At 74.6% G+C, this 23,411-nt stretch carries 19 protein-coding genes and 1 riboswitch; of the genes, 14 read left to right on the top strand and 5 right to left on the bottom strand.

The features are described 5' to 3' along the window. Positions 1–80 precede the first annotated feature (80 nt). From ACIQI7_RS10105 to ACIQI7_RS10085, 5 genes are all read left to right on the top strand, one after another. Positions 81–1,433, top strand: a complete 1,353-nt coding sequence (locus ACIQI7_RS10105) for an NYN domain-containing protein (protein WP_401108002.1) — start codon at positions 81–83, stop codon at positions 1,431–1,433. Positions 1,434–1,633: 200 nt separating this feature from the next. Then, the gene (locus tag ACIQI7_RS10100; protein ID WP_387748852.1) at positions 1,634–2,671 is read left to right on the top strand and encodes an NlpC/P60 family protein; all 1,038 of its coding nucleotides are present in this window, start codon (positions 1,634–1,636) and stop codon (positions 2,669–2,671) included. A 337-nt stretch (positions 2,672–3,008) separates the two neighbouring features. Further along, positions 3,009–3,158: riboswitch (cyclic di-AMP (ydaO/yuaA leader) on the top strand. Positions 3,159–3,168: 10 nt separating this feature from the next. Continuing rightward, the gene (locus ACIQI7_RS10095; RefSeq protein ID WP_387748854.1) at positions 3,169–4,302 is read left to right on the top strand and encodes an NlpC/P60 family protein; all 1,134 of its coding nucleotides are present in this window, start codon (positions 3,169–3,171) and stop codon (positions 4,300–4,302) included. A 227-nt stretch (positions 4,303–4,529) separates the two neighbouring features. Then, positions 4,530–5,576 carry an NlpC/P60 family protein gene (locus ACIQI7_RS10090; RefSeq protein ID WP_401107137.1) on the top strand — a complete coding sequence of 349 codons (1,047 nt, stop codon included), beginning with the start codon at positions 4,530–4,532 and terminating at the stop codon, positions 5,574–5,576. Between the two features lie 179 nt (positions 5,577–5,755). Further along, on the top strand, positions 5,756–6,787 hold the full coding sequence (locus ACIQI7_RS10085) for a hypothetical protein (RefSeq protein WP_401107136.1): 1,032 nt from the start codon (positions 5,756–5,758) through the stop codon (positions 6,785–6,787). Between the two features lie 112 nt (positions 6,788–6,899). Here the strand turns inward: ACIQI7_RS10085 and ACIQI7_RS10080 are convergent, their stop codons facing one another. Next, the gene (locus ACIQI7_RS10080; RefSeq protein ID WP_401107133.1) at positions 6,900–8,270 is read right to left on the bottom strand and encodes a glycosyltransferase 87 family protein; all 1,371 of its coding nucleotides are present in this window, start codon (positions 8,268–8,270) and stop codon (positions 6,900–6,902) included. Positions 8,271–8,486: 216 nt separating this feature from the next. Between ACIQI7_RS10080 and ACIQI7_RS10075 the strand changes: the two genes are divergently transcribed. After that, the gene (locus ACIQI7_RS10075) at positions 8,487–9,623 is read left to right on the top strand and encodes a glycosyltransferase family 4 protein (RefSeq protein WP_387748862.1); all 1,137 of its coding nucleotides are present in this window, start codon (positions 8,487–8,489) and stop codon (positions 9,621–9,623) included. Positions 9,624–9,720: 97 nt separating this feature from the next. Here the strand turns inward: ACIQI7_RS10075 and ACIQI7_RS10070 are convergent, their stop codons facing one another. Beyond that, positions 9,721–11,514: an AMP-dependent synthetase/ligase gene (locus tag ACIQI7_RS10070; protein WP_401107128.1), complete on the bottom strand. Its 1,794-nt coding sequence runs from the start codon at positions 11,512–11,514 to the stop codon at positions 9,721–9,723. Positions 11,515–12,270: 756 nt separating this feature from the next. Between ACIQI7_RS10070 and ACIQI7_RS10065 the strand changes: the two genes are divergently transcribed. From ACIQI7_RS10065 to ACIQI7_RS10045, 5 genes are all read left to right on the top strand, one after another. Further along, entirely contained in the window at positions 12,271–12,705 is a 435-nt protein-coding gene (locus ACIQI7_RS10065; RefSeq protein WP_387748866.1) for an SRPBCC family protein, read from the top strand. Positions 12,706–12,745: 40 nt separating this feature from the next. Continuing rightward, positions 12,746–13,918, top strand: a complete 1,173-nt coding sequence (locus ACIQI7_RS10060; RefSeq protein ID WP_387748868.1) for an ArsA family ATPase — start codon at positions 12,746–12,748, stop codon at positions 13,916–13,918. 183 nt (positions 13,919–14,101) lie between these two features. Beyond that, positions 14,102–14,494, top strand: coding sequence for a DUF5304 family protein (locus tag ACIQI7_RS10055; protein WP_401107124.1), 393 nt, complete (start codon positions 14,102–14,104; stop codon positions 14,492–14,494). A 192-nt stretch (positions 14,495–14,686) separates the two neighbouring features. Next, on the top strand, positions 14,687–15,631 hold the full coding sequence (locus ACIQI7_RS10050) for an ROK family glucokinase (protein WP_387748871.1): 945 nt from the start codon (positions 14,687–14,689) through the stop codon (positions 15,629–15,631). Positions 15,632–15,765: 134 nt separating this feature from the next. Next, on the top strand, positions 15,766–16,548 hold the full coding sequence (locus ACIQI7_RS10045; protein ID WP_401107121.1) for an endonuclease/exonuclease/phosphatase family protein: 783 nt from the start codon (positions 15,766–15,768) through the stop codon (positions 16,546–16,548). A gap of 4 nt (positions 16,549–16,552) precedes the next feature. On the opposite strand, the gene ACIQI7_RS10040 is transcribed toward ACIQI7_RS10045, so the two are convergent. Then, complete coding sequence (locus ACIQI7_RS10040) at positions 16,553–17,320, bottom strand: hypothetical protein (protein ID WP_401107120.1); 768 nt, start codon at positions 17,318–17,320, stop codon at positions 16,553–16,555. Next, positions 17,313–18,107 carry an alpha/beta hydrolase gene (locus ACIQI7_RS10035; RefSeq protein WP_401107118.1) on the bottom strand — a complete coding sequence of 265 codons (795 nt, stop codon included), beginning with the start codon at positions 18,105–18,107 and terminating at the stop codon, positions 17,313–17,315. Before ACIQI7_RS10035 ends, ACIQI7_RS10040 begins: the two co-directional genes overlap by 8 nt. A 200-nt stretch (positions 18,108–18,307) precedes the next feature. Between ACIQI7_RS10035 and ACIQI7_RS10030 the strand changes: the two genes are divergently transcribed. The 3 genes from ACIQI7_RS10030 (at position 18,308) to ACIQI7_RS10020 (ending at position 21,104) form a co-directional block, all read left to right on the top strand. Then, positions 18,308–19,123 (top strand): lysophospholipid acyltransferase family protein, encoded by an 816-nt coding sequence (locus tag ACIQI7_RS10030; protein WP_401107115.1) that lies wholly within the window; start codon positions 18,308–18,310, stop codon positions 19,121–19,123. Between the two features lie 62 nt (positions 19,124–19,185). Further along, on the top strand, positions 19,186–20,412 hold the full coding sequence (gene macS, locus ACIQI7_RS10025) for a MacS family sensor histidine kinase (protein ID WP_401107113.1): 1,227 nt from the start codon (positions 19,186–19,188) through the stop codon (positions 20,410–20,412). Further along, complete coding sequence (locus tag ACIQI7_RS10020; RefSeq protein ID WP_401107110.1) at positions 20,409–21,104, top strand: response regulator; 696 nt, start codon at positions 20,409–20,411, stop codon at positions 21,102–21,104. Before macS ends, ACIQI7_RS10020 begins: the two co-directional genes overlap by 4 nt. Before the next feature lie 79 nt (positions 21,105–21,183). Here the strand turns inward: ACIQI7_RS10020 and ACIQI7_RS10015 are convergent, their stop codons facing one another. After that, complete coding sequence (locus ACIQI7_RS10015) at positions 21,184–23,121, bottom strand: chorismate-binding protein (protein WP_401107106.1); 1,938 nt, start codon at positions 23,119–23,121, stop codon at positions 21,184–21,186. Between the last annotated feature and the right edge of the window lie 290 nt (positions 23,122–23,411).

Below are 23,411 nucleotides of genomic sequence, written 5' to 3'. Positions count from 1 at the left end.
TCGGAGCCGAGGACGTGGTGGACGCAGCGAAGGAGCCCGGGGAAGCCCAGGGGCTTCCGCCCGCTGCGGCCGAGGCGGCCGTGGCGGCGAACGACTCCTCCGGGCCCGCGGCGGAGCACGCCGTCGAGCGGCTCGACCGGCCGCTGCCCGAGGGCGTGCGCCGACGCGTGGTCGGGCTCGCCTCGGACGCGCTCGGCGGGCTGCCGGCGGCCGAACTCCCGCAGAGCCTGCGTCAGTACGTCAAGTTCACCCCGGCGCGACGGGCCAAGTACGCGGCCACCGCGCTGGCGGCGGCGCTGGAGGCGGAGCCGGCCTTCCGGGTGCGGATAGCGGAGCGGCTGCGCCTGGGGCAGCCGGACCTGGTGAAGGCGCTGGAGTCGGGCAGCGTCCCGAGCGCCGCCGATCCGATGGACGTCGCGGCCGCCGCCTACCTGGTGCGTTCGGCGGGCTGGAGCCGGCTGGTGGCCGAGGCCGGCGAGGAGGCCGAGCGGGCCGGTGCCGAGGACGCGGCCGCGGAGGCGGCCCGGCTGGTGGAGAAGCTGCAGGCCGAGCTGGCCGAGGTGCGGGCCGCCGCGCGGGCGGACCTGGACCGGCAGCGGGCCGAGTCCGACGGCGTCCGCAAGGAGGCCGAGTCGCTGCGCAAGAAGGTGCGGTCGCTGGAGAGCGACACCCGCCGGGCGCAGGCCGAGACCCGTCGGGTGGCCGGCGAGCTGGAGGCCCTGCGGGCGCAGGCCGCGGCCGAGCGCGGGGCGGCCGAGACCGAGGCGCGCCGGCTGCGGCACCGGGTCTCCGAGCTGGAGAACGCGGCCGAGCAGGGCCGCCGGTCGGCCCGCGAGGGGCGCAGTGTCGAGGACATGCGGCTGCGGCTGCTGCTGGACACCGTGCTGCAGTCGGCGCAGGGGCTCCAGCGGGAGCTGGCGCTGCCGGTCTCCCAGATCCGCCCGGCGGACCTGGTGGAGGCGGTGGTGCCGGGGGCGGCCTCGCCGCACGACGTGGCCCGGCGCGGGCTGGCCGAGGACGATCCGGCGCTGCTGGACCAGCTGCTGGCGATCCCCCAGGTGCACCTGGTGGTGGACGGCTACAACGTGACCAAGACCGGCTATCCGGCGCTGCCGCTGGAGCAGCAGCGGATCCGGCTGCTGGGCGGTCTGGCGATGCTGGCCCAGCGCACCCAGGCGGAGGTCACCTGCGTGTTCGACGGGCAGGACCTGGACGTCCCGGTGATCATGGCGCCGCCGCGCGGGGTCCGGGTGCGGTTCAGCCGGACCGGGGAGACGGCCGACGAGCTGATCCGCCGTCTGGTGCGGGCCGAGCCGCAGGGCCGCCCGGTGGTGGTGGTGTCCACCGACCGGGAGGTCGCGGAGGGCGTGCGGAAGGCGGGCGCGCGCCCGGTGGCGTCGGTGCTGCTGCTGAACCGGCTGGCCCGGCCCTGACCTGGGCCGGACCGCATGACGGCTGGTCAGCGGCTCGTCCGGAGCGTTGTGCGGGTCCCGTGAAGTCAGCGTGGGGACCGGGGTTCACGCCATCGGGGGAGTAGCAAAACGGGTAGATCTTCACTAGGGTCTGGCGTCAAACCTATTTTCCGGAATCTCATCCCATCAGGTGAGCCCGTAGGAAGAAGGAGCCGGTCCCTTTGGCCTCCCACCGCCGTCCCAAGCAGCCGAGCCGCGCACGGGTCTCCGTGCTCACCGCTGCCGCTGCGACCGCGGTCGCGCTCTCCGCCCAGGTGGCCGCGCACGCCGCGCCGCAGCCGGACAAGACGGACGTCAAGGCGCAGATCGACCAGCTCCAGGAGGAGCAGGAGCAGGCGGCGGAGAAGTACAACGGCGCCAAGGAGCGGGCGGACCAGCTGCGCAAGCAGGCCGACCAGCTGCAGGACCAGGTGGCCCGCGGCCAGGAGCAGATGACCCAGCTCCAGGGCGGCCTCGCCGAGGTGGCGGGCGAGCAGTACCGCGCCGGCGGCATCGACCCGTCCGTCCAGCTGATGCTCTCCTCCGACCCGTCCGGCTACCTGGAGAAGGCCTCGACCGTCCAGCAGGCCAGCACCAGCCAGGCCGAGGCGCTCAAGGGGCTGCTGGAGCAGCAGCGCCGGCTGGACCAGCAGAAGGCCGAGGCGGCCGCCGTGCTCGCCTCGCTGGACAGCACCACCAAGGACCTCAACCAGGCCAAGGCGGACGTCAACACCAAGCTGAAGGCCGCCCAGGACCTGCTGAACTCGCTGAGCGCCGCCGACCGCGCCGCGCTGCGGGCCCAGCAGGCGCAGGACGACCGCGCCTCGCGCGGCAACGCGCGGGTGGACCTCGGCAGCCTGCCGCCGGCCAGCGGCTACGCGGGGGCGGCGGTGGCCAAGGCGATGAGCAAGCAGGGCTCGCCGTACGTGTGGGGCGCCACCGGATCGACCACCTTCGACTGCTCGGGCCTGATGGTCTGGGCGTACGGGCAGGCCGGCGTCTCGCTGCCGCGCACCTCGCAGGAGCAGGGGCACTACGGCACCCGGGTGCCGTCGCTGGACCAGGCCCAGCCGGGCGACCTGGTGATCTACGGCCCGAGCATGTACCACGTCGGGATGTACATCGGGAACGGCATGGTGGTCCACGCGCCGCACACCGGTGACGTGGTGAAGGTGATGAAGGCCGACGCGATGCCGATCAACACCATCCGCCGGGTCTGACGGACCGACACGCCCGGGACGCCCGTTCGGGAGCTGTGAAGAGCGCCACCTCCGTCGCGGGGGTGGCGTTCGGCTTTTCCGCCTTTTGGGGCCGCCTGCTGAGAACCGATCAGCCTTGCGTGCACCATTGGTCACCATCGGTCATTTTCACAAGGGAACTTGGGCAATCTTCCGTCTTTTTTCTGACAAGGATTTGAACGGATCACGGTTCAGTTACTAGGGTCATGCTCCGAACCACCGCACTGTCGATCGCCCAGCCAGGGTGGCGGCGGTGGTTACCGCCGAGTTCGCGAGGCAGCGGGGCAGGTCGAAGCGACTGCCCGACAGGGGAGCCCAGTGACTGGGGGCGCTGCGGAGCGGAGCCGGGGAACCACGTTCCTCCGGGGTGAATCGGCGCCAGGTCGGCCGAACGGCCGTGAGGCGTCGTAGGGCATGCTTCCGGCCCGAACCCGTCAGCTCACCCGGTAGGCGGACGTAGGAAGAAGGAGCCCGCCTTCGTGGCGTCCCATCGTCGTCCCAAGCCCGCCGGCCGCGCCCGCGTCTCCATCCTGACCGGAGTCGCCGCCGCAGCCGTCGCCCTCTCCGCGCAGTCCGGCGCCCACGCCGACCCGCAGCCGACCAAGGACCAGGTCAAGGAGCAGGTCGACCAGCTCAACGAGCAGGCCGAGGTCGCGACCGAGAACTACAACGCCGCCCAGGCCAAGCAGCAGGAGCTGGAGAAGCAGGTCTCCGGCCTGCAGGACCAGGTGGCCCGTCAGCAGGCGCAGGTCACCGAGCTCCAGGGCGGCCTGGCCGAGATCGCCGGCGAGCAGTACCGCAACGGGGGGATATCCCCGACCGTCCAGCTGATGTTCTCCTCCAGCCCGGACAGCTTCCTCAGCCAGGCCGACGCGCTGAACCAGGCCGGTGCCACCCAGAAGGGCCAGCTGAAGGAGCTCCAGGAGCAGCAGCGCAAGCTCGACCAGGACCGCAACGAGGCCCAGGGCAAGCTCGCCGAGCTGGAGTCGACCACCCAGCAGCTGAAGACCGCCAAGGTGGAGGTCCAGGGCAAGCTGAAGGCCGCCCAGGACCTGCTCAACACCCTGACCGAGCAGGAGCGCCAGGCGCTGCGCCAGGCCGAGGAGAAGGCCGCGGCCGACGCCAAGGCCAAGGCCGACGCGGCCGCCCAGGCGCAGGCGCAGGCCGACCGCGCCTCGCGGGACAACACCCGCGGCGACCTCTCCGCCCCCACGAGCACCGCCCCGACCACCACCGCTCCGGTGAAGGTGGCCCCGGGTAGCTCGCGCGGTGCCGCGGCCCTCGCGGCCGCCGCCTCCAAGGTCGGCAGCCCGTACGTCTGGGGTGCCACCGGCCCGAGCTCCTTCGACTGCTCCGGCCTGATGGTCTGGGCGTTCAACCAGGCCGACGTGTCGCTGCCGCGCACCTCGCAGGCGCAGGCCTCGGCCGGCACCCGGATCGGTACGGACCTCTCCCAGGCCCAGCCCGGCGACCTGCTGATCTTCTACAGCGACGCCCACCACGTCGGCATCTACGCCGGCAACGGCCAGGTGCTGCACGCCCCCCGGACGGGTACCAACGTGCGCTACGAGGCGGTCACCAACATGCCGCTGACCGGCATCGTGCGGGTCTGATCCCCGCTCGGCCGCTTCCGGGCCCGGCTTCCCCCAGGGGAGGCCGGGCCTGCGGCTTTTCCGGCGCGTCGATCTGATGTCCGATTACGGGTCGAATATTCGGGTTCGTAAGGGTTTGGACTCGCTTGCCCGGACTCGCTAACGTCTGCCACCGGACTCCCGCTCGACGGCCGCCCGTCCCGGTGCGGCGGCGGGGGCCGCGCCGCAGGATTGGAGCCCCCGCCGCCATGTCCGTGCACCGCCGTTCCCAACTGCTCGCCCGGGCGCTGGTGCTGACCACGGCCGCCGCCACCGCGCTGGGCGTCGCCGCCGGAGGTCGCGCCCAGGCCGCCCCCGGCAGCCCGGACCCGGCCGACCGTCACGACGTCAAGTCCCAGGTGGAACAGCTGTACGACGAGGCCGAGCAGGCGTCCGAGAGGTTCAACGCGGCGCAGGAGGCCCAGCGGCGGCTCCAGGGCGAGGCCACGGTCGTCCAGGGCGAGATCGCCGTCGCCCAGGACCAGCTCAACGACCTGCGCGGCGACCTGGCGACGGTGGCCGGGGCCGAGTACCGCGGCGGCGGGATGTCCCAGACCGCCCAGCTGATGCTCTCGCCCGACCCGGAGGACTACCTGGCCCGCGCCCGCACCCAGGGCCAGGCCGCCGCACGCCAGCAGGAGACCCTGCACGAGCTGGTCACCCGGCAGCGCCGGCTCGACCAGCGCCGCTCCGAGGCGGCCGACAAGCTCGCCGAGCTGGACCGGACCCGCCGCTCGCTCGCCGACAGCAAGCTGCAGATCCAGCAGCGGCTGGCCAGGGCGCAGAAGCTGCTGAACGGCCTGGACGCCGCCGAGCGGGCCCGGCTGACGGTCCAGGACGCCCGGGACGCCGAGCAGCGAGCCACCCGGGGCACCGACCGGCTGGACCTCGGCACCGCCCCGCCCGCCTCCGAGCGCGGGGCCGCCGCGCTGGCCGCCGCGGTGCGGATGATCGGCTCCCCGTACGTCTACGGGGCCACCGGGCCGCACGCGTTCGACTGCTCCGGTCTGATGTACTACAGCTGGCGGCAGGCCGGAGTGACCCTGCCGCGCACCTCGCAGGCCCAGGCGTACGCCGGGCAGCGGATCAGCCTGTCCGAAGCGCGACCGGGAGACCTGGTGATCTTCTACCGGGACATGCACCACGTCGGCATGTACGCCGGCGGCGGTGTGATCGTGCACGCCCCGCGCCCGGGCGCCAAGGTCCGCTACGAGAGCGTCACCGCCATGCCCGTATCCGGGGTGGTCCGGCTCTGAGCGCCCCGCCGACCGGCCCCGCCGACCCCGCGGAGATACCCCGCCCCGGCTCCCGCCCCCGCGGCGCGCTGTCCCGGCGGGGCGCGCTGCTGCTCGCGGCCGGCGGGCTGGCCCAGCTGTCGCTGCCGCCGGCCGTCCCCCCGGCGCCCGCGGCGCGGCCGGCGGACCGGCACGCCGAGGTGGCCGCCGCGCTGGCGGAGCGGGCCCGCTCGGCGCCGCCGTGGGCCGGGCTGCCGGTGGCCGAGGCGGGGTACCGCAACCTGGTGCTCGCCGCCTCCGGCGGGCCGGAGCGGCTGACCGCCGCCGCCGACCTGGCGGTGCGGATCGCCGGGTACGACGAGTACCCGGTGGTGTACCCGCGCCGGATCGAGCTGGTCCGGGCCGGGGACGGCTGGCGGGTCGAGCGCGAGGAGTGCGCGGGCGGGCCGCCCGCGCCGTGGGACTTCGGGCCGGTCCGGTCCGCGGCGGGGGCGCACTGCCTGGTGCTCGGGCCGGCCGCAGGCCCCGACCCGGCCGAGCTGGTCGCGGTGGGGGACCGGGCGGTGCCCGCCGTCACCGAGCTCTGGGGCGGCGCCTGGCCGGGCCGGCTGCTGCTGGAGCGGCCCGCCACCGCGGAGCAGTTCGCCCGGCTGCTGGAGGGCGACCCGGACGGCTGGACGGGCATGGCGGCGGTCACCGTGGCCGCCCCCGGCGCGCCCTGGCACACCCCCGCGGACCGGGTGCTGGTCAACCCGGAGGCGTACGCGCGGCTCAGCGACTTCGGCCGCCAGGTGGTGGTCACCCACGAGGCCACCCACGTCGCGACCCGGGCCGACACCCGGGCGTGGACCCCGCTGTGGCTCTCCGAGGGCGTCGCCGACTGGACCGCCTACCGCGACTCCGGCCGCAGCGCGCGGCAGACGGCCCCCGAGCTGGCCCGGGACGTCGCCGCCGGGCGGCTTCCCAGCGCGCTGCCCGCCGACCGGGACTTCGCCGCCGGGGCCGCCGGCATCGCCCAGGCCTACGAGCAGTCCTGGCTGGCCTGCGAGCTGATCGGCCGTACCCACGGGCCGCAGCGGCTGGTCGCCTTCTACCGGGCGGTCGGCGCGGCCGACGGGCAGGGCGAGGACCGCGAACGCCGGACCGACCGGCTGATGCGCCGCGAGCTGGGCGTCGGCCTGGAGGAGTTCACCCGGCTCTGGCTGGAGCGGGTGGCGGCGCTCAAGGGCTGATCGGGTCAGGACCTGATCGGCTGACGGGCCGAACAACGGATCGGCTGACGGGCCGATCGGCTGACGGGTCGAACAGCGGGAATCCTGACCGGCTGATCGGCGGAGGAGCCGGTCAGTGCCGTTGCCGGGCCGTCGCGCCCGGCCGGTCGATGCCGTCCAGCAGGTCCTGCTCGTAGGCGATCCCCGGGCGCACCGGGTAGCCGGCGGCCGGCAGCGCGGCGGGCTCGCGGTCCAGCACCACGGTCGGCGGCAGCGGCGCCTCGCCGCGGGTGGAGCGCCAGAGCCGCACGCAGGAGAGCAGGGCCGCGGCCAGCAGCAGCAGGTTGCGGGCGGCCAGCACGGCGACCGCCACCGGGTCGCTGGCCAGGACCTGGGTGAACATGGTCGGGAACTCGACCAGGGTCAGCGGGCAGGCGAGCAGGATCAGCACCGCCACCGGCCGCTGGCTGCTGTTGCGCACGGTCAGGCAGACCGCCGCGACGCCGACCAGCCAGACCAGGTACTGCGGGCTGATCACCCGGCTGGTCACCACGAAGATCAGCAGCGCGCACAGCGCCGCGTCGTACATGGTGGCCGCGCTGCGCCGCTTGGAGGTGTAGCGCCACAGCAGCAGCCAGGCGAAGCCCAGCAGGGTGCCGGCCATCATCACCTTGCTGATCACGCTGACCCACGGCCCGAGCATCTCGGGGGAGCCGTAGTTCATGGTGACCCTGCCGTCCCAGCCGTCGGCGAGCCGGGCGAAGTGCAGCGGCAGCGCGCCGAGCGACTCGACCTCGATGCCGCGGTCCTTCTGGAAGGCCAGGAAGTCGAAGGCGCCGTTCATCCCGGCCGCCAGCAGGAAGCCGATCGAGACCGCGGTGGCCCCGGCCAGCGTCCAGGAGCGGCGGGTGCGGCGGCCGGAGGGGGTGCCGATCAGGCCGAGCAGCGGCCAGATCTTGACGATGCCGCCCAGGCCCAGCAGCAGCCCGCCGACCGCCGGGCGGCGGATCAGCGCCAGCAGGCCGGCCAGGGCGACCGCGGTGACGATGACGTCGAAGCGGTTGTAGATCATCGGGCCGAGCAGCGGGACGCCCACCACCCACATCCAGGCGCCGGTCAGCGCCCGGCCCCGGCGCAGGCCGGTGCGCACCAGCAGCGCGGCCGCGGCGGCGTCGGCGATCCCGCAGATCACCCAGAACGAGACCAGGTACGACCAGGGCAGCAGGCCCGGCAGCAGGATCACCAGGGCGGCGCCCGGCGGGTACTGCCAGGTCACGTCGTCGAACGGGAAGGTGCCGGTCTGGAGCACGCCGTACCAGGCGTGGTAGATCATCCAGACGTCCGCGGTGACGTCGCCGCCGGGCGCCTTCAGCACGCCCGTGGCCAGCAGCACCAGCAGGGCGCGGGTGGCCAGCCAGGTGGCGCCGAGCGCGGCGAGCGCCCCGAGCGGGCGGCCGAGGCGGCCGCGCGAAGAACCGGGCTCGGTGGCCGGGGCCAATTCCACTGCGCTCCCTCGTTCGTCTCGGACGTCCCCACCGGAGGCGTCGTACCGACGGACGCCCGGGCCGCGTCCTGGACGACGGCCTAGGTACTAGGACTGACCCGGGGGTCAAACGGTTGCCGTACGCGCTTCCGTTCCCGGCGGGTCATGGTGTTGACCTATCGTACGGATCACCCAGCGGTACACCGCGCACCCCCCGACCGAGCGAGCCGTGGCCTGATGCACAGAACCTTGATCGTCACCAATGACTTCCCGCCCCGCCCCGGTGGCATCCAGGCCTTCGTGCACAACATGGCCGTCCGTCAGCCCGCAGGCAGCGTGGTGGTGTACGCCTCCACCTGGCGGGACGGCGCCGAGGTGGCGCGCTTCGACGCCGAGCAGCCGTTCCCGGTGGTCCGGGACCGGACGAAGGTGATGGTTCCCACACCCCGGGTCACCCGGCGGGCCGCCGAGATCCTGCGGGCGGAGAAGTGCGACTCGGTCTGGTTCGGCGCCGCCGCCCCGCTCGGGCTGATGGCGCCCGCGCTGCGCCGGGCCGGGGCCGGGCGGCTGCTCGGCATGACGCACGGGCACGAGGCCGCCTGGGCCCAGCTGCCGGTCTCCCGGCAGCTGCTGCGCCGGATCGGGGCGGGCACGGACGTGCTGACCTACCTGGGCGAGTACACCCGCTCCCGGATCGCCGCCGCGGTCGGCCCGCAGGCCGCGGCCCGGATGGTCCAGCTGCCGCCGGGCGTGGACGAGACGACGTTCCACCCGGGCTCCGGGGGCGCCGAGGTGCGCCGCCGGCTCGGGCTGGCGGACCGGCCGGTGGTGGTCTGCGTCTCCCGGCTGGTGCCCCGCAAGGGTCAGGACACCCTGATCGAGGCGATGCCGCAGATCCTCGCCGACGTGCCGGACGCGGTGCTGCTGATCGTCGGCGGCGGCCCGTACCGGGCGGACCTGGAGAAGCTCGCGGACGCCACGGGCGTACGGGACTCGGTGCGGTTCACCGGCTCGGTGCCGTGGGAGGAGCTGCCCGCCCACTACGGGGCCGGGGACGTCTTCGCGATGCCGTGCCGCACCCGGCGCGGGGGCCTGGACGTCGAGGGCCTGGGGATCGTCTACCTGGAGGCCTCGGCGACCGGCCTGCCGGTGGTCGCGGGGGACTCCGGCGGCGCGCCGGACGCCGTGCTGGAGGGCGAGACCGGGTACGTGGTGCCCGGCGGCTCGGCCACGGCGGCGGCCGAGCGGATCGTCCGGCTGCTGCGCGACGAGGAGCTGCGCCGGCGGATGGGCGAGGCCGGACGGCGCTGGGTGGAGCGCTCCTGGCGCTGGGACCTGCTGGCCGGGCGGCTGACCTCGCTGCTGGCCGGGTGACGCGGACGGGCCCGCGCCCCGGACCCGGCGAGGGTCCGGGGCGCGGGCCCTGAGGCCCCGCCTCCTTCCTGGAGAGGCGGGGCCCGTCCGGCGCCGGCTACTTCGTGTAGAGCGCCTCGATGTCGGCCGCGAAGTCCTTCAGCACGACGTTGCGCTTGAGCTTCAGCGAGGGCGTCAGGTGGCCGCTCTCCTCGGAGAACTCGGTGTCCAGCAGCCGGAACTTCTTGACCGCCTCGGCGTGCGAGACGGCCGCGTTGCCGTCGTCCACCGCGGCCTGGAGCGCGGCCAGCAGGTCCGGGTCGGCGGCGAGTTCGGCGACGGTGGCGTCGGCGGGCTTGCCGTTGAGCTCCTTCCACTTCGGGAAGAAGTCCGGGTCGACGGTGACCAGGCAGGCGATGAACGGCTTGCGGTCGCCGACCACCATGACCTCGCCGACCAGGGCGTGGGCCCGGATCCGGTCCTCGATCACGGCCGGGGCGACGTTCTTGCCGCCGGCGGTGACGATGATCTCCTTCTTGCGGCCGGTGATGGTCAGGTAGCCGTCGGAGTCCAGCGAGCCGAGGTCGCCGGTGGCGATCCAGCCGTCCTTGAGGGTGTCGGCGGTGGCCTGCGGGTTGTTCCAGTAGCCGGTGAAGACGTGCGGGCCCTTGAAGAAGACCTCGCCGTCCTCGGCGATCCGGACGGAGGCGCCGGGCACCGGCTGGCCGACCGTACCGATCTTCGGGTTGTCCCACGGGTTGAAGGCGGTGGCCGCACAGGTCTCCGTCAGGCCGTAGCCCTCCAGGACGGTGAAGCCGATGCCCCGGTAGAAGTGGCCCAGGCGCTCGCCGAGCGGGGCGCCGCCGGAGATGGCGTGGGTGGCCCGGCCGCCGAGGGCGGCGCGCAGCTTGCTGTAGACCAGCTTGTCGAAGACCGCGTGCTTGAGCCGCAGGACCAGGCCGGCGCCGCCGGCGTCCAGCGCCCGGCTGTAGGCGATCGCGGTGTCGGCGGCCTTGTCGAAGATCTTGCCCTTGCCGTCGGCCTGGGCCTTCGCGCGGGCGGTGTTGTAGACCTTCTCGAACACTCTGGGCACGCCCAGGATCAGGGTCGGCTTGAAGGCGGCCAGCTCGGCGGTGACGTCCCGGATGTCGGAGACGTGTCCGAGCTTGATCGGGGCCATCGCCGGGGCGATCTCGGCGATCCGGGCCAGCACGTGGGCCAGCGGCAGGAAGAGCAGGACGGAGCTCTCGCCGGTGCGGAACAGCGGGGCCAGGCGCTCGACGACGTTGCCGCACTCGGCCAGGAAGTTGCCGTGCGTCAGCTGACAGCCCTTCGGGCGGCCGGTGGTGCCCGAGGTGTAGACGATGGTGGCGACCGAGTCCGGGCCGGCGATCCGGCGGCGCTCGTGGACCGTGGCGTCCGGGACGTCCTGGCCGGCCGTGGCCAGCGCGGCGAGCGCCCCGCCCTCGATCTGCCAGGTGTGCTTCAGCTCCGGCAGGCGGTCGCGGACCTCGCCGACCACCCGGACGTGCTGGTCGGTCTCGGTGATCACCGCGACCGCGCCCGAGTCACCGAGGATCCACTCCACCTGCTCGGCGGAGGAGGTCTCGTACACCGGCACGGTGACCGCGCCGGCCGTCCAGATCGCGAAGTCCAGCAGCGTCCATTCGTACCGGGTTCGGGACATGACGCCCACCCGGTCGCCCGGCTCGATGCCCGCGGCGATCAGGCCCTTGGCGGCGGCGTGCACCTCGGCCAGGAACTGGACCGAGGTCAGCTCCTGCCACTGGCCGTCCACCTTCCGGCTGAGCACGGCGACGTCCGGGTGCTCCTCGGCGTTCCGGTGCACCGGGTCGGCGAGGTTGCCGCCGCTCGGTACCTGATAGAGGGCCGGAAGGCTGAAGTCGAGCAAGACTGCTCCTCGTTCGCGACGCTGCGGGACGGCAGGACGTTACTGCCCGGTAGGCGGCTTCGACCAGGGGGGTCGGCTCCGGTGTTCGAAGTGTCACACCCGGCCGGGTCCGACCTGGCCGTGACCGGGTCGTTCGAATGGCACCCTACGACAGCGGAGTGCGACCGGCCGGTAACATGCCCCGGCTGTGACTCGCCCGCTCGCCTCCGGGGCGCTCGGGCCCGGTGCCGACGGTCGGCGCTCCCTCGCTCGTGCCTCGCTCCCTCGCTTCTCCCTTTCGGCACCGGCGCGCCCCTTCGGCTCGGGGCGGTGATTCGCCCGCTCTCCTCCGGAGCGCTCGGGCCCGGTGCCGACGGTCGGCGCTCCGTCGCTCGTGCCTCGCTCCCTCGCTTCTTGCTTTCGGCACCGGCGCGCCCCTTCGGCTCGGGGCGGGGACTCGCCCGCTCGCCTGGTCGCAGCTCGGGGCGGGGGACTCGCCCGCTCGCCTCCGGGGCGCTCGGGCCCGGTGCCGACGGTCGGCGCTCCCTTGCTCGTGCCTCGCTCCCTCGCTTCTCCCTTTCGGCACCGGCGCGCCCCTTCGGCTCGGGACGGTGACTCGCCCGCTCGGGGCTGTGGCTCCGCCCGCTCGCGGCCGCCCGCCGTGCGCGGCCCGCGCCGCCGAGCCGATCGCCGTCGCGATAGCCTGCTCCGGGCGGACCGGGCCGAGCGCGCACCGGCCGGACCGGCAGGCAGAGGGACGAGGCGGAGGGCCATTCCATGGCGGAGCACACCAGGTCGAGCATCACCATCGACGCGACCCCGGCCACGGTCATGGCCGTGATCGCCGACTTCGCCGCCTACCCGGCCTGGACCGGCGAGGTCAAGGAGGTCGAGGTCCTGGAGACCGGCGCGGACGGCCGCGCCGCCGAGGTCCGGCTGCTGCTCGACGCCGGCGCGATCCGTGACGAGCACGTCCTCGCCTACACCTGGGACGGCGACCGCGAGGTCTCCTGGACCCTCGTCCGCAGCCAGATGCTCCGCTCGCTGGACGGCTCCTACACCCTCGCCCCGCTGGCCGGCGGCCGCACCGAGGTGACCTACCAGCTCGCCGTGGACGTCAAGATCCCGATGCTCGGCATGATCAAGCGCAAGGCCGAGAAGGTCATCATCGACCGCGCCCTGGCCGGTCTGAAGAAGCGCGTCGAAGGCTGACGCGTCGAAGACCGACACGACCGAACGGGGGCCGGACGGCATGACGGCGACACGCACCATCCTGGTCAGCGGCGACGCGGGCGCACCCACGGTGGCCGCCGCCACCGCCCTGCACGCCGCCCGGCGCGGCCACCGCACCTGGCTGCTGGCCGCCGACGACCCGCACCGCGCCCTGGACTCCGCCCTCGGCACCCGGCTGGAGCCCGAACCGCTGCGGTACGCACCGGGCCTGACCGTCTCCCGGATCGACGAGCAGGCGGCCTTCCGCTACGCCGTCGGCGAGCTCACCGGCCGGCTCAAGCCGGCCCTCGACCTGCTCGGCGCCGAGCAGCTCGACGCCGAGGAGCTCACCGCCCTCCCCGGCATCGCCCGGCTCGCCCTGCTGCGCGCCCTGCCCGCCGCCGACCACGACGTCCTGGTCGTGCTCGCCCCGCCGCCCGCCGAGCTGATCGCCACCCTCGCCCTGCCCGAGCAGCTCGCCCGCTACCTGGACCGGCTAGTCCCCGAGCAGCGGCAGGCCGCCCGGGCGCTGCGCCCGCTGCTGGCCGGACTGGCCGGCGTCCCGATGCCCGCCGACTGGCTGTACGAGGGGCGCACCAAGGCCGCCGCGGCGCTCGCGGAGTCCCGCGCCGCCGTCACCGCGCCCGGCACCAGCGTCCGGCTGGTCGTCCCGGCCGACGGCCACCCGTACCGGGAGCTGCGCCGGATCCGGGCCGGGCTGGCGCTGCACGGGCACCGGCCGGACGCCGTGGTGGTGCACGGCGCGCTGCCCGAGGAGGCCGCCTCCTCGCCCGACCCCTGGCTGGCCGACCTGGCCCGCCGCCGGCAGGAGGAGCTGACCGGGCTCGCCGCCGAGACCGACGCCCCGGTGCTGGTCACCGGTCTGGCCGAGGTGACGCTGGAGGCCGTCGCGGACCGGCTCTACGGGGACGGGGAGGGGCCCGAGCGGCTGGCCCCCGAGCCCTGGCCGGTCGAGGACCGGCTCGCCGACGAGGGCCTGCTGGTCTGGCACCTCGACCTGCCCGGCGCCGACCGCGCCGAGCTGGACCTGGTCCGCCGGGGCGACGAGCTGGTGGTCGGGCTCGGCACCCACCGCCGGGTGCTCACCCTGCCGTCCGCGCTGCGCCGCTGCACGGTGGCCGGGGCCGGGCTGCACGACGGGGTGCTCTCGGTGCGGTTCGCGCCCGACCCGGCGCTCTGGCCGCGGGGCTGACGGGGGCTCGGCGGGGGGCCTGGCGCCGGCCCGGCGGCAGTCCGGTTGCGGCTCGGCGCCGGTCCGGCGGGGCTTCGGCGGGAGTCCGGCGGGGGTCCGGCGCCTTTTCGGGCGGCCCGGCCGGTCGGGTAGCGTCGGGCCGGAGGGCCGCGGGGTGCGGCCACGGCTGAGGAGGCGCCCGCGATGACCAGCACCGACGACCGCGACCGCACCGAGCCCGGCGCCCGGCAGGGCGGCGGGCCGGGCGGCCAGGGGAACCCCTTCGGACCGGAGCTGGGCCCGCTGGTGGACGAGGTGCGCCGGTTCGCCGGTGCGCTCGGCGAGAAGGCCCAGGAGGCGAGCGCCACCACCCTGATCACCCTGTCCGGGCTGGCCGACCGGCTGCGCACCCAGCAGCCCGAGGTCTACTCCCACCTCGCCGCCGCCGGCACCGGGCTCGCCGCCGCGGGGACGGAGCTGCTGGCCGCCTACCGCGCCGCCGTGGCCGGGCACGAGGGCCGCTGGACCGCCGGCCAGGGCGCGCCGACCGAGAAGATCGACCTCGACGAGGCTGACGGGCCGTCCGCCAAGCAGTGAAACCGTGACTTTCGGAGGGTGATCGCGTTGCTCTCGTACGTCACGAAGAAGGAGATTAGATAAGACTTTTGAAGCATCCCGGCCCGCCTGCCCCAGGATTGTCTTCGGATAATGTATGCGAGGCTGTGTACGGGGGCCGGGTTGGGCGGTAGCGTTTCCGTCCAGCGGAACGAGTGAATAGCTGAGGGACACATGGCTCTGACCATCGGCGTCGATGTCGGCGGGACCAAGATCGCGGCAGGTGTGGTCGACGAGGCGGGCGCGATCCTGGCCCGGACCAGGGTGCCCACCCCGGCCGACCCGCAGTGGGCGGTCGACGCCATCGCGCAGGCCGTGCGCGAGCTCAAGGAGCAGCACCCCGGCGTCACCGCGGTGGGCGTCGGCGCCCCCGGCTTCGTCGACAGCAACCGCTCCACGGTGATCTTCGCCCCCAACATCGACTGGGAGAACGAGCCGCTGCGCGGGCGGGTCGAGGAGCTCACCGGCCTGTCCACCGTCGTGGAGAACGACGCCAACTGCGCAGCCTGGGCCGAGTTCCGCTTCGGCGCGGCCGAGGAGCACCAGGACATGGTGCTGATCACCGTCGGCACCGGCATCGGCGGCGGCATCGTCCTGGACGGCCGGCTGCACCGCGGCCGCTTCGGCGTGGCCGGCGAGATCGGCCACCTCAACATGGTCCCCGACGGCCTCACCTGCGGCTGCGGCGGCAAGGGCTGCTGGGAGCAGTACGGCTCCGGGCGCGCGCTGCGCCGCTACGGCCGGGAGAAGGCCGCCGCCGACCCGCAGCGCGGCCGCCGGATGCTGGAGCTCAACGACGGCGTGGCCGAGACCATCCGCGGCATCCACATCACCCAGGCCGCCGAGGAGGGCGACCCGCTCGCCCTGGAGTGCTACGCCGAGCTGGCCGACTGGCTGGGCCGCGGCATGGCCGACCTCGCCGCGCTGTTCGACCCGGGCGTCTTCGTGCTCGGCGGCGGCGTCTCCGACTCCGGCCGGCTGCTGCTCGACCCGGTCGCCAAGGCCTTCGAGCACTACCTGACCGGCGGGGTGCACCGCCCGCGCGCCGAGGTCGTGCTGGCCTCGATGGGCTCCGCCGCCGGCATCGTCGGCGCGGCGGACCTCGCCCGCGTCCCGTAACCGCCCCACCCCTCAGAGCCCGCCGGCGGCGGTGCGACCGGGCCCCGACCGATCCCGGACGCACCGCCGCCGTCGCACGTCCCGGCCCGGCCGCGTACCGTCGGACCGATCAGGTGACCGCCCAGGGGAGGACCATGAGCGCCGCGACCACGACCGCCGCCGCGACCACGACCGCCGCGGCGCCCGCACCGCTGCCGCCGCCCGGCCCGGGCCGGCTGCGCCTGCTCAGTTACAACATCCGCTCGCTGCGCGACGACCGGCGGGCGCTGGCCCGGGTGGTCCGGGCCTGCGAGCCGGACCTGGTCTGCGTCCAGGAGTCCCCGCGCTACTGGCGGCCCGAGGGGCAGGCCGCCTGGCTGGCCCGGAGCACCGGGACGGTCGTGCTGGCCGGCGGCGGCCGCACCGCCGCCGGTCCGCTGCTGCTCGGCCGGCCCGGCGCGGTGGAACTGCTGGAGGTGCACGACCGGCTGCTGCCGAAGACCCGCGGCCTGCACGCCCGGGGCTTCGCCGGCGCGCTGCTGCGGCTGCCCGGCACGGCGCCGTTCACCGTCACCAGCTGCCACCTCAGCCTGGACCCGGAGGAGCGGTACGGACAGTTCGAGCTGCTGCTCGACCAGCTGGGGATCGCCGAACTCGGCGTCGTGGCGGGGGACTTCAACGAGCACCCGGACGGGCCGGGCTGGCGGCTGCTGGCCTCCAGGCTCCAGGACGGGTACCCGACCGCGCCCTGGGGAGGCGAGTTCACCTCCGTCCCGGAGCGCCCCTACCAGCGGATCGACGCCGTCTTCGCCACGCCAGGGATCACCGTCCTCGGCTGCGGGGTGCCGCACGGGCTGCCCGGCGTCACCGAGGCCGACCTGCGGGCCGCCACCGACCACCTGCCGGTGCTCGCCGTCCTCGAACTGCCGGGCGGCTAGCCCGTCAGACGACCGCGCCGTGGTCCGGGTCCTCCGGCTCGTCCTCGTCGCGGTCCTTCATCCGCGCGACCAGGGTGACGAAGCCGCCGAGGAAGGCGGTGATCCCGACCCAGGCGGGCCAGCCGGAGATCTCCCGCCAGACCACCGCGTCGACCAGCAGCAGGGCCGGGCCGCCGAGCACCGCCAGCCAGGCGAACTTGGCGGTCACGTCGGCGGCGGGCAGCGGCGGGGGCTCCGGCGGGACGAAGTGGCCCTCGTCGGTCTCCTCGGCCAGCTCGAAGTCGCGCGGGCCCGCGCCGCCGGCCGGCATCACCGGACGGCCGGAGCGGGGGCGGGGCCGCGGGGCGAGGTCGGAGAGGTCGTCCTGGTCGCCGCGGGCGCCGGTGCCGGCCTCCTTGGGGCCGCCCTTGAGCTCGTTCTGCGCCCGGAGGTTCTCGACCTCCGGCCAGTTCGGGTTGTTGAGGTCGACCGGGTCGTCGAACTGGGCCACCAGGGCGGCGAAGATCTCGTCCTGCTCGGCCTGGCTGCGCTCGGGGGCGCGGCGCGGACGGCGCTCGGCGGGGGCCTGGGGCCCGGCGGCGTCCCCGGCGGAGCCGGCGGTGTCCTTGACGGGCGGGGGCGTCGCGGTGCCGTCCGGGCCGCCGCGATCCGCCGGCGTACCGCTCGGGACGGCGGCGTTCGCCCCGCCGTCCTTGGTCGCGCCGTCCTCGCGGGGAGTCTCGTCCCCGCCGCCCGCCGTGCTGCTCTCGTGCACTTCCGGCCCTTCAGCCATGGTGATCGTCGGATTCGACCCGGGTGACGCCCGCCGCGTTCGCGGGAGCCAGCCGTCGGATGAAGTCCCGGCTGGCCCCGAATATTTCCGCCGCGTCGTGGTCCAGCGTGGCGACGTGGAAACTGCGCTGGCACAGCCGCTCCGTCACGTCCGTCGAGGATATCCGGGCCAGCACCAGTTCCGAGTTGGCCGGCGAGACGACGTGGTCCTGCGGGCTGCGGAACAGCAGCACCGGCTGGGTCACCTCCGGCAGCAGCCGCTGGACCTCCCGCCACAGCCGGGTCAGCGACCAGGCGGCATGCAGCGGGGTGCGGTCGTAACCGACCTCGGCCGAGCCGGCCCGGGCGATGTCGTTGGCGATCCCGGGACGGCTGGGGACCAGGTGACGCAGCACCGGCAGCAGCACACTCGCGGGGGTGTCCGAACGCACCGACGGGTTGACCAGCACCAGGCCGGAGACCGTCGGCCCGTGCAGGGCCGCGAGCCGCAGCGCCAGCGCGCCGCCCATCGACAGCGCGCAGACGAAGACCTGCTCGCACTCCTCGGCGAGCGTCAGCAGCTCGCGCTCGACCTCGGCGTACCAGTCCTCCCAGCGGGTGAGCTGCATGTCCTGCCAGCGGGTGCCGTGCCCGGGCAGCAGCGGCAGCGAGACGGTGAAGCCGGCCGCCGCCAGCTCGTCGGCCCACGGCCGCAGCGACTGCGGCGACCCGGTGAAGCCGTGGCAGAGCAGCACCCCCACCGGTCCGCCGCGGTGGCGGTACGGCTCGGCACCGGGCAGCAACGGCATGGCGGACTCCTTCGCGGGCGGGTGGCGCTGGGGGAGGGGACGCTGGTGGGGAGGTGCTGCGAAACCGCATCGTCCCACGCTCCGCGCCGGGTCGTACACCCCCTTCGAGCGTGCTCGGCCCGGCCCCTACGGCGGGGCCGGGCACGGCGGGCGGCCGCGGGGCATTAGGATCGACCGGTCCGCATAACAGGAGGCCCGGGTTGTTCTACCGACTGATGAAGATGATCGTCGCGCCACTGCTTCGGCTCTTCTTCCGGCCGTGGATCGAGGGCGAGGAGAACATCCCCGCCGAGGGTGCCGCGATCATCGCGAGCAACCACCTGTCCTTCTCGGACTCGTTCTTCTTCCCCGCGCTGATCAAGCGCCGGGTCACCTTCATCGCGAAGGCCGAGTACTTCAACACCCCGGGCCTCAAGGGCCGGCTGACCGCCGCGTTCTTCAAGGGCGTCGGCCAGCTGCCGGTGGACCGCTCGGGCGTGCGCGGCGCCGGCGAGGCCGCGATCCGCAGCGCCATCGCGGTGCTGGACCGCGGCGAGCTGTTCGGGGTCTACCCGGAGGGCACCCGCTCGCCCGACGGCAAGCTGTACCGCGGCAAGGTCGGCGGCCTGGCCCGCGTCGCGCTGGCCACCGGCGCCCCGGTGATCCCGGTCGCCATGATCGACACCGAGAAGGTGCAGCCGCCCGGCCAGGTGGTCCCCAACTTCGGCATCCGCCCCGGCATCCGGATCGGCCGCCCGCTGGACTTCTCCCGCTACCACGGCATGGAGAACGACCGCTTCATCCTCCGTTCGGTGACGGACGAGGTGATGTACGAGATCATGCGGCTCTCCGGCCAGGAGTACGTGGACATCTACGCGACCGCCGCCAAGCGGCAGATCGCCGACGAGAAGAAGAAGGCCGACGCCGAGCGCCGGGCCGCGGCCAAGGCGGAGAAGGCGGAGGCCGCCGAGGCGGAGAAGGCCGCGGCCGAGGCCGCGAAGTCCGCCGAGCCGGGCAGCTCGGAGAAGCCGGAGTAGTCGTCCGGGCGGCCGTCCGGCCGCCCGGCCGACCGGACGGGCCCAGGGGAGGGGCGGGGCGGATGACGGACGACGGCGGCAGAGCCGGGGCGGTCGGCGGCACGGTGGCGGCCGGCGGCATGTCCGTCGAGCTCCCGCTGTGGCGGGCGATCTCCTACTTCCGGGTGCTGGCCCTGTGCTACGCCCTGCTGCGCTACTTCAACTCGTACCTGCACTTCCTGCACCCGGTGGCCGGCTGGATCTTCCTCGGCGCGCTGACCCTGTGGACCCTGGCCAGCACCCGGGCCTTCGCCGACCCGCGGCGCTGCACCTGGTACGTCCTGGGCACCGACCTCACCCTCGCCGTCACCGGCATCGTGATGAGCGGGCTGACCGACTCCCCGGCCCGGATCAGCCACGGCGCGCCCACCCTGCCGACCATCTGGGCGGCCGGCACGGTCCTCGGCTTCGCCGCGAAGGGCGGCTGGCGCCCGGCGGCGGCCTCGGGCTCGGTGATCGGCGTCGCCAACATCCTCGGCCACGGCGGGCCGACCGGCGACAACATCCACAACATCGTGCTGCTGATGGTGGCCGGCTGCGCGATCGGCTACGTGATCGAGCTGGCCCGGGCCAGCGAGGCCACCCTCACCCGGGCGCTCCAGGTGGAGGCGGCCACCCGGGAGCGCGAGCGGCTCTCCCGGGACATCCACGACGGCGTGCTCCAGGTGCTCGCCCTGGTCCAGCGGCGCGGCGCGGAACTCGGCGAGGGGACGGGCTCCGGAGCGGGCTTCGCCGAGCTGGGCCGGCTGGCCGGTGAACAGGAGCGCGCGCTGCGCACCCTGATGACGGGCGGTCCGCTGCCGGCCCAGCGCGCGTCGCGGTCCGACGCCGCCGAGCCGCCGGACCCGGACGCCCCGCGCGACCTCACCGCCCTGCTGCGCCCGTACGCGGACGAGCGGATCACGTTCTCCGCGCCCGGCACCCCGGTGCTGCTGCCCGGCCCGGCGGCGGGCGAACTCGCGGCGGCGGTCGGCGCCGCCGTGGACAACGTGCGCAAGCACGCGGGGGAGCGGGCCCGGGCCTGGATCCTGGTGGAGGACGAGCCGGAGGCCGTCACGGTCAGCATCCGCGACGACGGCCCCGGCTTCGCCCCGGGCCGGCTCGGCGAGGCGGAGCAGGCCGGCCGGCTCGGCGTCTCCCAGTCGATCCGCGGCCGGCTGCTGGACCTCGGCGGCACGGCCGAGCTGTACTCGGCGCCCGGGGAGGGCGTCGAGGTCGAACTGCGCGTCCCGAGGAAGGCCACCGCATGACCGAGCAGCTGACGACCGACCAGCCGACCGCCGACCGGCCGGTGCGGGTGATGGTGGTGGACGACCACCCGATGTGGCGGGACGCCGTCTCGCGCGACCTCGCCGAGGCCGGGCTGGACGTGGTGGCCACCGCGGGCGACGGCGAGGAGGCCGTCCGCCGGGCCCGCGCCTGCACGCCGCAGGTGGTCGTGCTGGACCTCAACCTGCCCGGCCTGTCCGGCGCCGAGGTGTGCCGCCAGGTGGTCGCGCACGACCCGGCGGTACGGGTGCTGGTGCTGTCGGCCAGCGGCGAGCACCAGGACGTGCTGGAGGCGGTGAAGTCCGGCGCGACCGGCTACCTGCTGAAGTCGGCCGGCCGGGAGGAACTGCTGGACGCGGTGCGCCGTACGGCCGTCGGCGACGCGGTGTTCACCCCCGGGCTGGCCGGCCTGGTGCTCGGCGAGTTCCGTCGGCTGGCCGCCGAGCCGGCCGCGGCCTCGGCGCCGGCCGCCCCGCAGCTGACCGCCCGGGAGACCGAGGTGCTGCGGCTGGTGGCCAAGGGGCTGTCGTACCGGCAGATCGCCGACCGGCTGGTGCTGTCGCACCGGACGGTGCAGAACCACGTGCAGAACACGCTCGGGAAGTTGCAGCTGCACAACCGGGTCGAGCTGGTCCGGTACGCGATCGAGCAGGGCCTGGACGACGGGTTCTGAGCGCCGCTCCGGTTGCCGGGCGCCCCGCGCGACGCGCGGCCCCGGGCGGGGCACATCCGCCCGGGGCCGCGCCGCCGGCTCAGCGCAGCGCGGCCGTCGCCTCGCGCAGCAGGCCCGCCACGATGCCGACGCCGTCGCGGGTGAGCACCGACTCCGGGTGGAACTGGAGCCCCGCGAAACCGTGCCCGCGCAGCGCGTGCACGTCGCCGGTGACGGCGTCCCGGGAGACCTCGACGCCCTCGGCGGCGAGCCGCGCCGCGTCCTGCTCCGAGCAGCGCGCGGTGAAGGTGTTGTAGAAGCCGACCGTGCGCTTGCTGCCGAACAGGTCGATCCGCTCCTGCGCCCCCTGGTACGGGACGGCCTTGCGGCCCAGCGCGAGGCCGAGTTCGGCGGCCAGCAGCTGGTGGCTCAGGCAGACCGCGAGCAGCGGCGAGGTGCGGGCGCCGGCGCGGACGGCGGCCAGTGCGTCCGCGACGATCGGCCGCAGCACCGCCATCTTGGGGTCGTCCGCGAGCGCCGGGTCGCCCGGGCCGGGGCCGAGCACCAGCGCGCCCCGGTGCGCCGCGACCCGCTCGCGCAGCCCCGGCTCGTCGTAGCGGGCCACCGTCACCCGGTGGCCGAGCGAGCCGAGCAGGTGGGAGAGCATCGAGGTGAAGGTGTCCTCGCCGTCCACGACCAGGGTCGGCTCGGCCTCGGTGATCTCGGCCGGCTCCTGCATCCGCAGCCAGAACGGCGCGAGGTCGGCCCGGCGGGCGTCCAGGGCGGCCTGCACCCGGTGGTCGTCGGCGAGCCGGGGCCCGACCGGGTGGGGCAGCCGGGCGGGCGCGGGCCGGGCGCCGATCGCGGTGAGCACCCCGGCGGCCTTGGCGTGGGTCTCGGCGACCTCGGACTCCGGGACGGAGTGGCGCACCAGGGTGGCGCCGACCCGGACGACCAGCCGGCCGGTGGCCGGGTCGATGTCGGCGGTGCGGATGCAGATCGGCGAGTCCAGCAGTTGCCCGCCGCTGGCGGAGCGGCCGATCAGGGCGAGCGCGCCGGAGTAGTAGCCGCGCCCGGAGGGCTCGTAGCGCCTGATCACCCGGGTGGCGTTCTCGACCGGGCTGCCGGTGACGGTCGCCGCGAACATCGTCTCGCGGAGCACCTCGCGGACGTCCATCGAGGTGCGCCCGCGCAGCTCGTACTCGGTGTGGGCGAGGTGGGCCATCTCCTTGAGCCGGGGGCCGAGCACCTGGCCGCCGAGGTCGCCGACCGTGCACATCATCTTGAGCTCCTCGTCCACGACCATGGTGAGCTCCTCCAACTCCTTGGGGTCGTGCAGGAATTGGAGCAGCGAGTCGAGGTCGGAGCCGCCGGTCGGGTAGCGGTAGGTGCCGGAGATCGGGTTCATCACGACGGTGCCGCCGCTCTGCCGGACGTGCACCTCGGGGGAGGCGCCGACCAGCACCCGGTCACCGGTGTGCACCAGGAAGGTCCAGTAGGCGCCGCGCTCCTGCTCCAGCAGTCGCCGGAAGAGCGTCAGCGCGAGCTCGGGGGAGAAGTCCTCCAGCGTCGCGTGGAAGTCGCGCCGGATCACGAAGTTGGCGCCCTCCCCGTTGCCGATCTCGTCGCGGATCACCCGGCGGACGATCGCGGCGTACGCGTCGTCGTCCACGTCGAACCCGCCACCGGCAAGTGAGACCGGCAACTTCGGTAGGGCGTAGGTGAATTCGGCCAACGGAAGCACGTGTTGCTCGGCCACCGAGAGGGCCTGCAGGGGGGTTCCGTCGTCGTGCGCCTCGAAGCCGCGCTCGCGGATCTGGCGGTACGGGACGAGTGCGAGCAGGTCGTGCACCGGCCCGCCGTCGGCCGGCGCGCCGCTGCGCACGGGCAGGTCGGCGAGGTGCTCGTAGCTGTCGACGGTGCCCACCAGCACCTCGACGGTGTCCGGGCTGAGCCGGGGCGTGCGGCGGTGCAGCAGGGCGAACGCGGGGGCGTCCGGGCCGGTGAGACGGGTGAGCAGGTCGACGGCGGTGGTCACGGGAAACGGCTTCCTTCCGGATGGACTGCTGAGAGGCGGTGCAAGGTCCGCTCCCGGAGGGCCGTCTGCTCAGACGTCGACGGCCGCCCCGAGGGGCGGCCGTCGTGTTCGTCTAGGAACGCGTCATCTGTGGGCCACCCTTGGGGGAGGTCCACCACCAGGAGTGGGTGTGGGGCGCGTGCATGGTTGGAGCGTAGCGGATGCGTCGGGACGGGTGAGGGCGATCACGTCTTTGTCCGAGATGTGTCTCATCACTCGGGCAATAGTCACGAGTCACTCCAGTCACCCCG

Origin of the sequence: Kitasatospora sp. NPDC092039 (genome assembly GCF_044756065.1) — a bacterium.
In the GTDB taxonomy this organism is placed as follows: Bacteria; Actinomycetota; Actinomycetes; order Streptomycetales; family Streptomycetaceae; genus Kitasatospora.
Note: the sequence above shows the minus strand (reverse complement) of the source record. Positions and strands in the feature narration are given on the sequence as shown.

What these genes read in the sequence shown, in the direction of transcription:
- ACIQI7_RS10045 (WP_401107121.1), top strand. Translation starts at nt 15,766, where the DNA reads ATGAGCGCCGCGACCACGACCGCCGCCGCGACCACGACCGCCGCGGCG.
- ACIQI7_RS10055 (WP_401107124.1), top strand. Translation starts at nt 14,102, where the DNA reads ATGACCAGCACCGACGACCGCGACCGCACCGAGCCCGGCGCCCGGCAG.
- ACIQI7_RS10065 (WP_387748866.1), top strand. Translation starts at nt 12,271, where the DNA reads ATGGCGGAGCACACCAGGTCGAGCATCACCATCGACGCGACCCCGGCC.
- ACIQI7_RS10060 (WP_387748868.1), top strand. Translation starts at nt 12,746, where the DNA reads ATGACGGCGACACGCACCATCCTGGTCAGCGGCGACGCGGGCGCACCC.
- ACIQI7_RS10020 (WP_401107110.1), top strand. Translation starts at nt 20,409, where the DNA reads ATGACCGAGCAGCTGACGACCGACCAGCCGACCGCCGACCGGCCGGTG.
- ACIQI7_RS10040 (WP_401107120.1), bottom strand. Translation starts at nt 17,320, where the DNA reads ATGGCTGAAGGGCCGGAAGTGCACGAGAGCAGCACGGCGGGCGGCGGG.
- ACIQI7_RS10050 (WP_387748871.1), top strand. Translation starts at nt 14,687, where the DNA reads ATGGCTCTGACCATCGGCGTCGATGTCGGCGGGACCAAGATCGCGGCA.
- ACIQI7_RS10035 (WP_401107118.1), bottom strand. Translation starts at nt 18,107, where the DNA reads ATGCCGTTGCTGCCCGGTGCCGAGCCGTACCGCCACCGCGGCGGACCG.
- ACIQI7_RS10075 (WP_387748862.1), top strand. Translation starts at nt 8,487, where the DNA reads ATGCACAGAACCTTGATCGTCACCAATGACTTCCCGCCCCGCCCCGGT.
- macS (WP_401107113.1), top strand. Translation starts at nt 19,186, where the DNA reads ATGACGGACGACGGCGGCAGAGCCGGGGCGGTCGGCGGCACGGTGGCG.
- ACIQI7_RS10090 (WP_401107137.1), top strand. Translation starts at nt 4,530, where the DNA reads ATGTCCGTGCACCGCCGTTCCCAACTGCTCGCCCGGGCGCTGGTGCTG.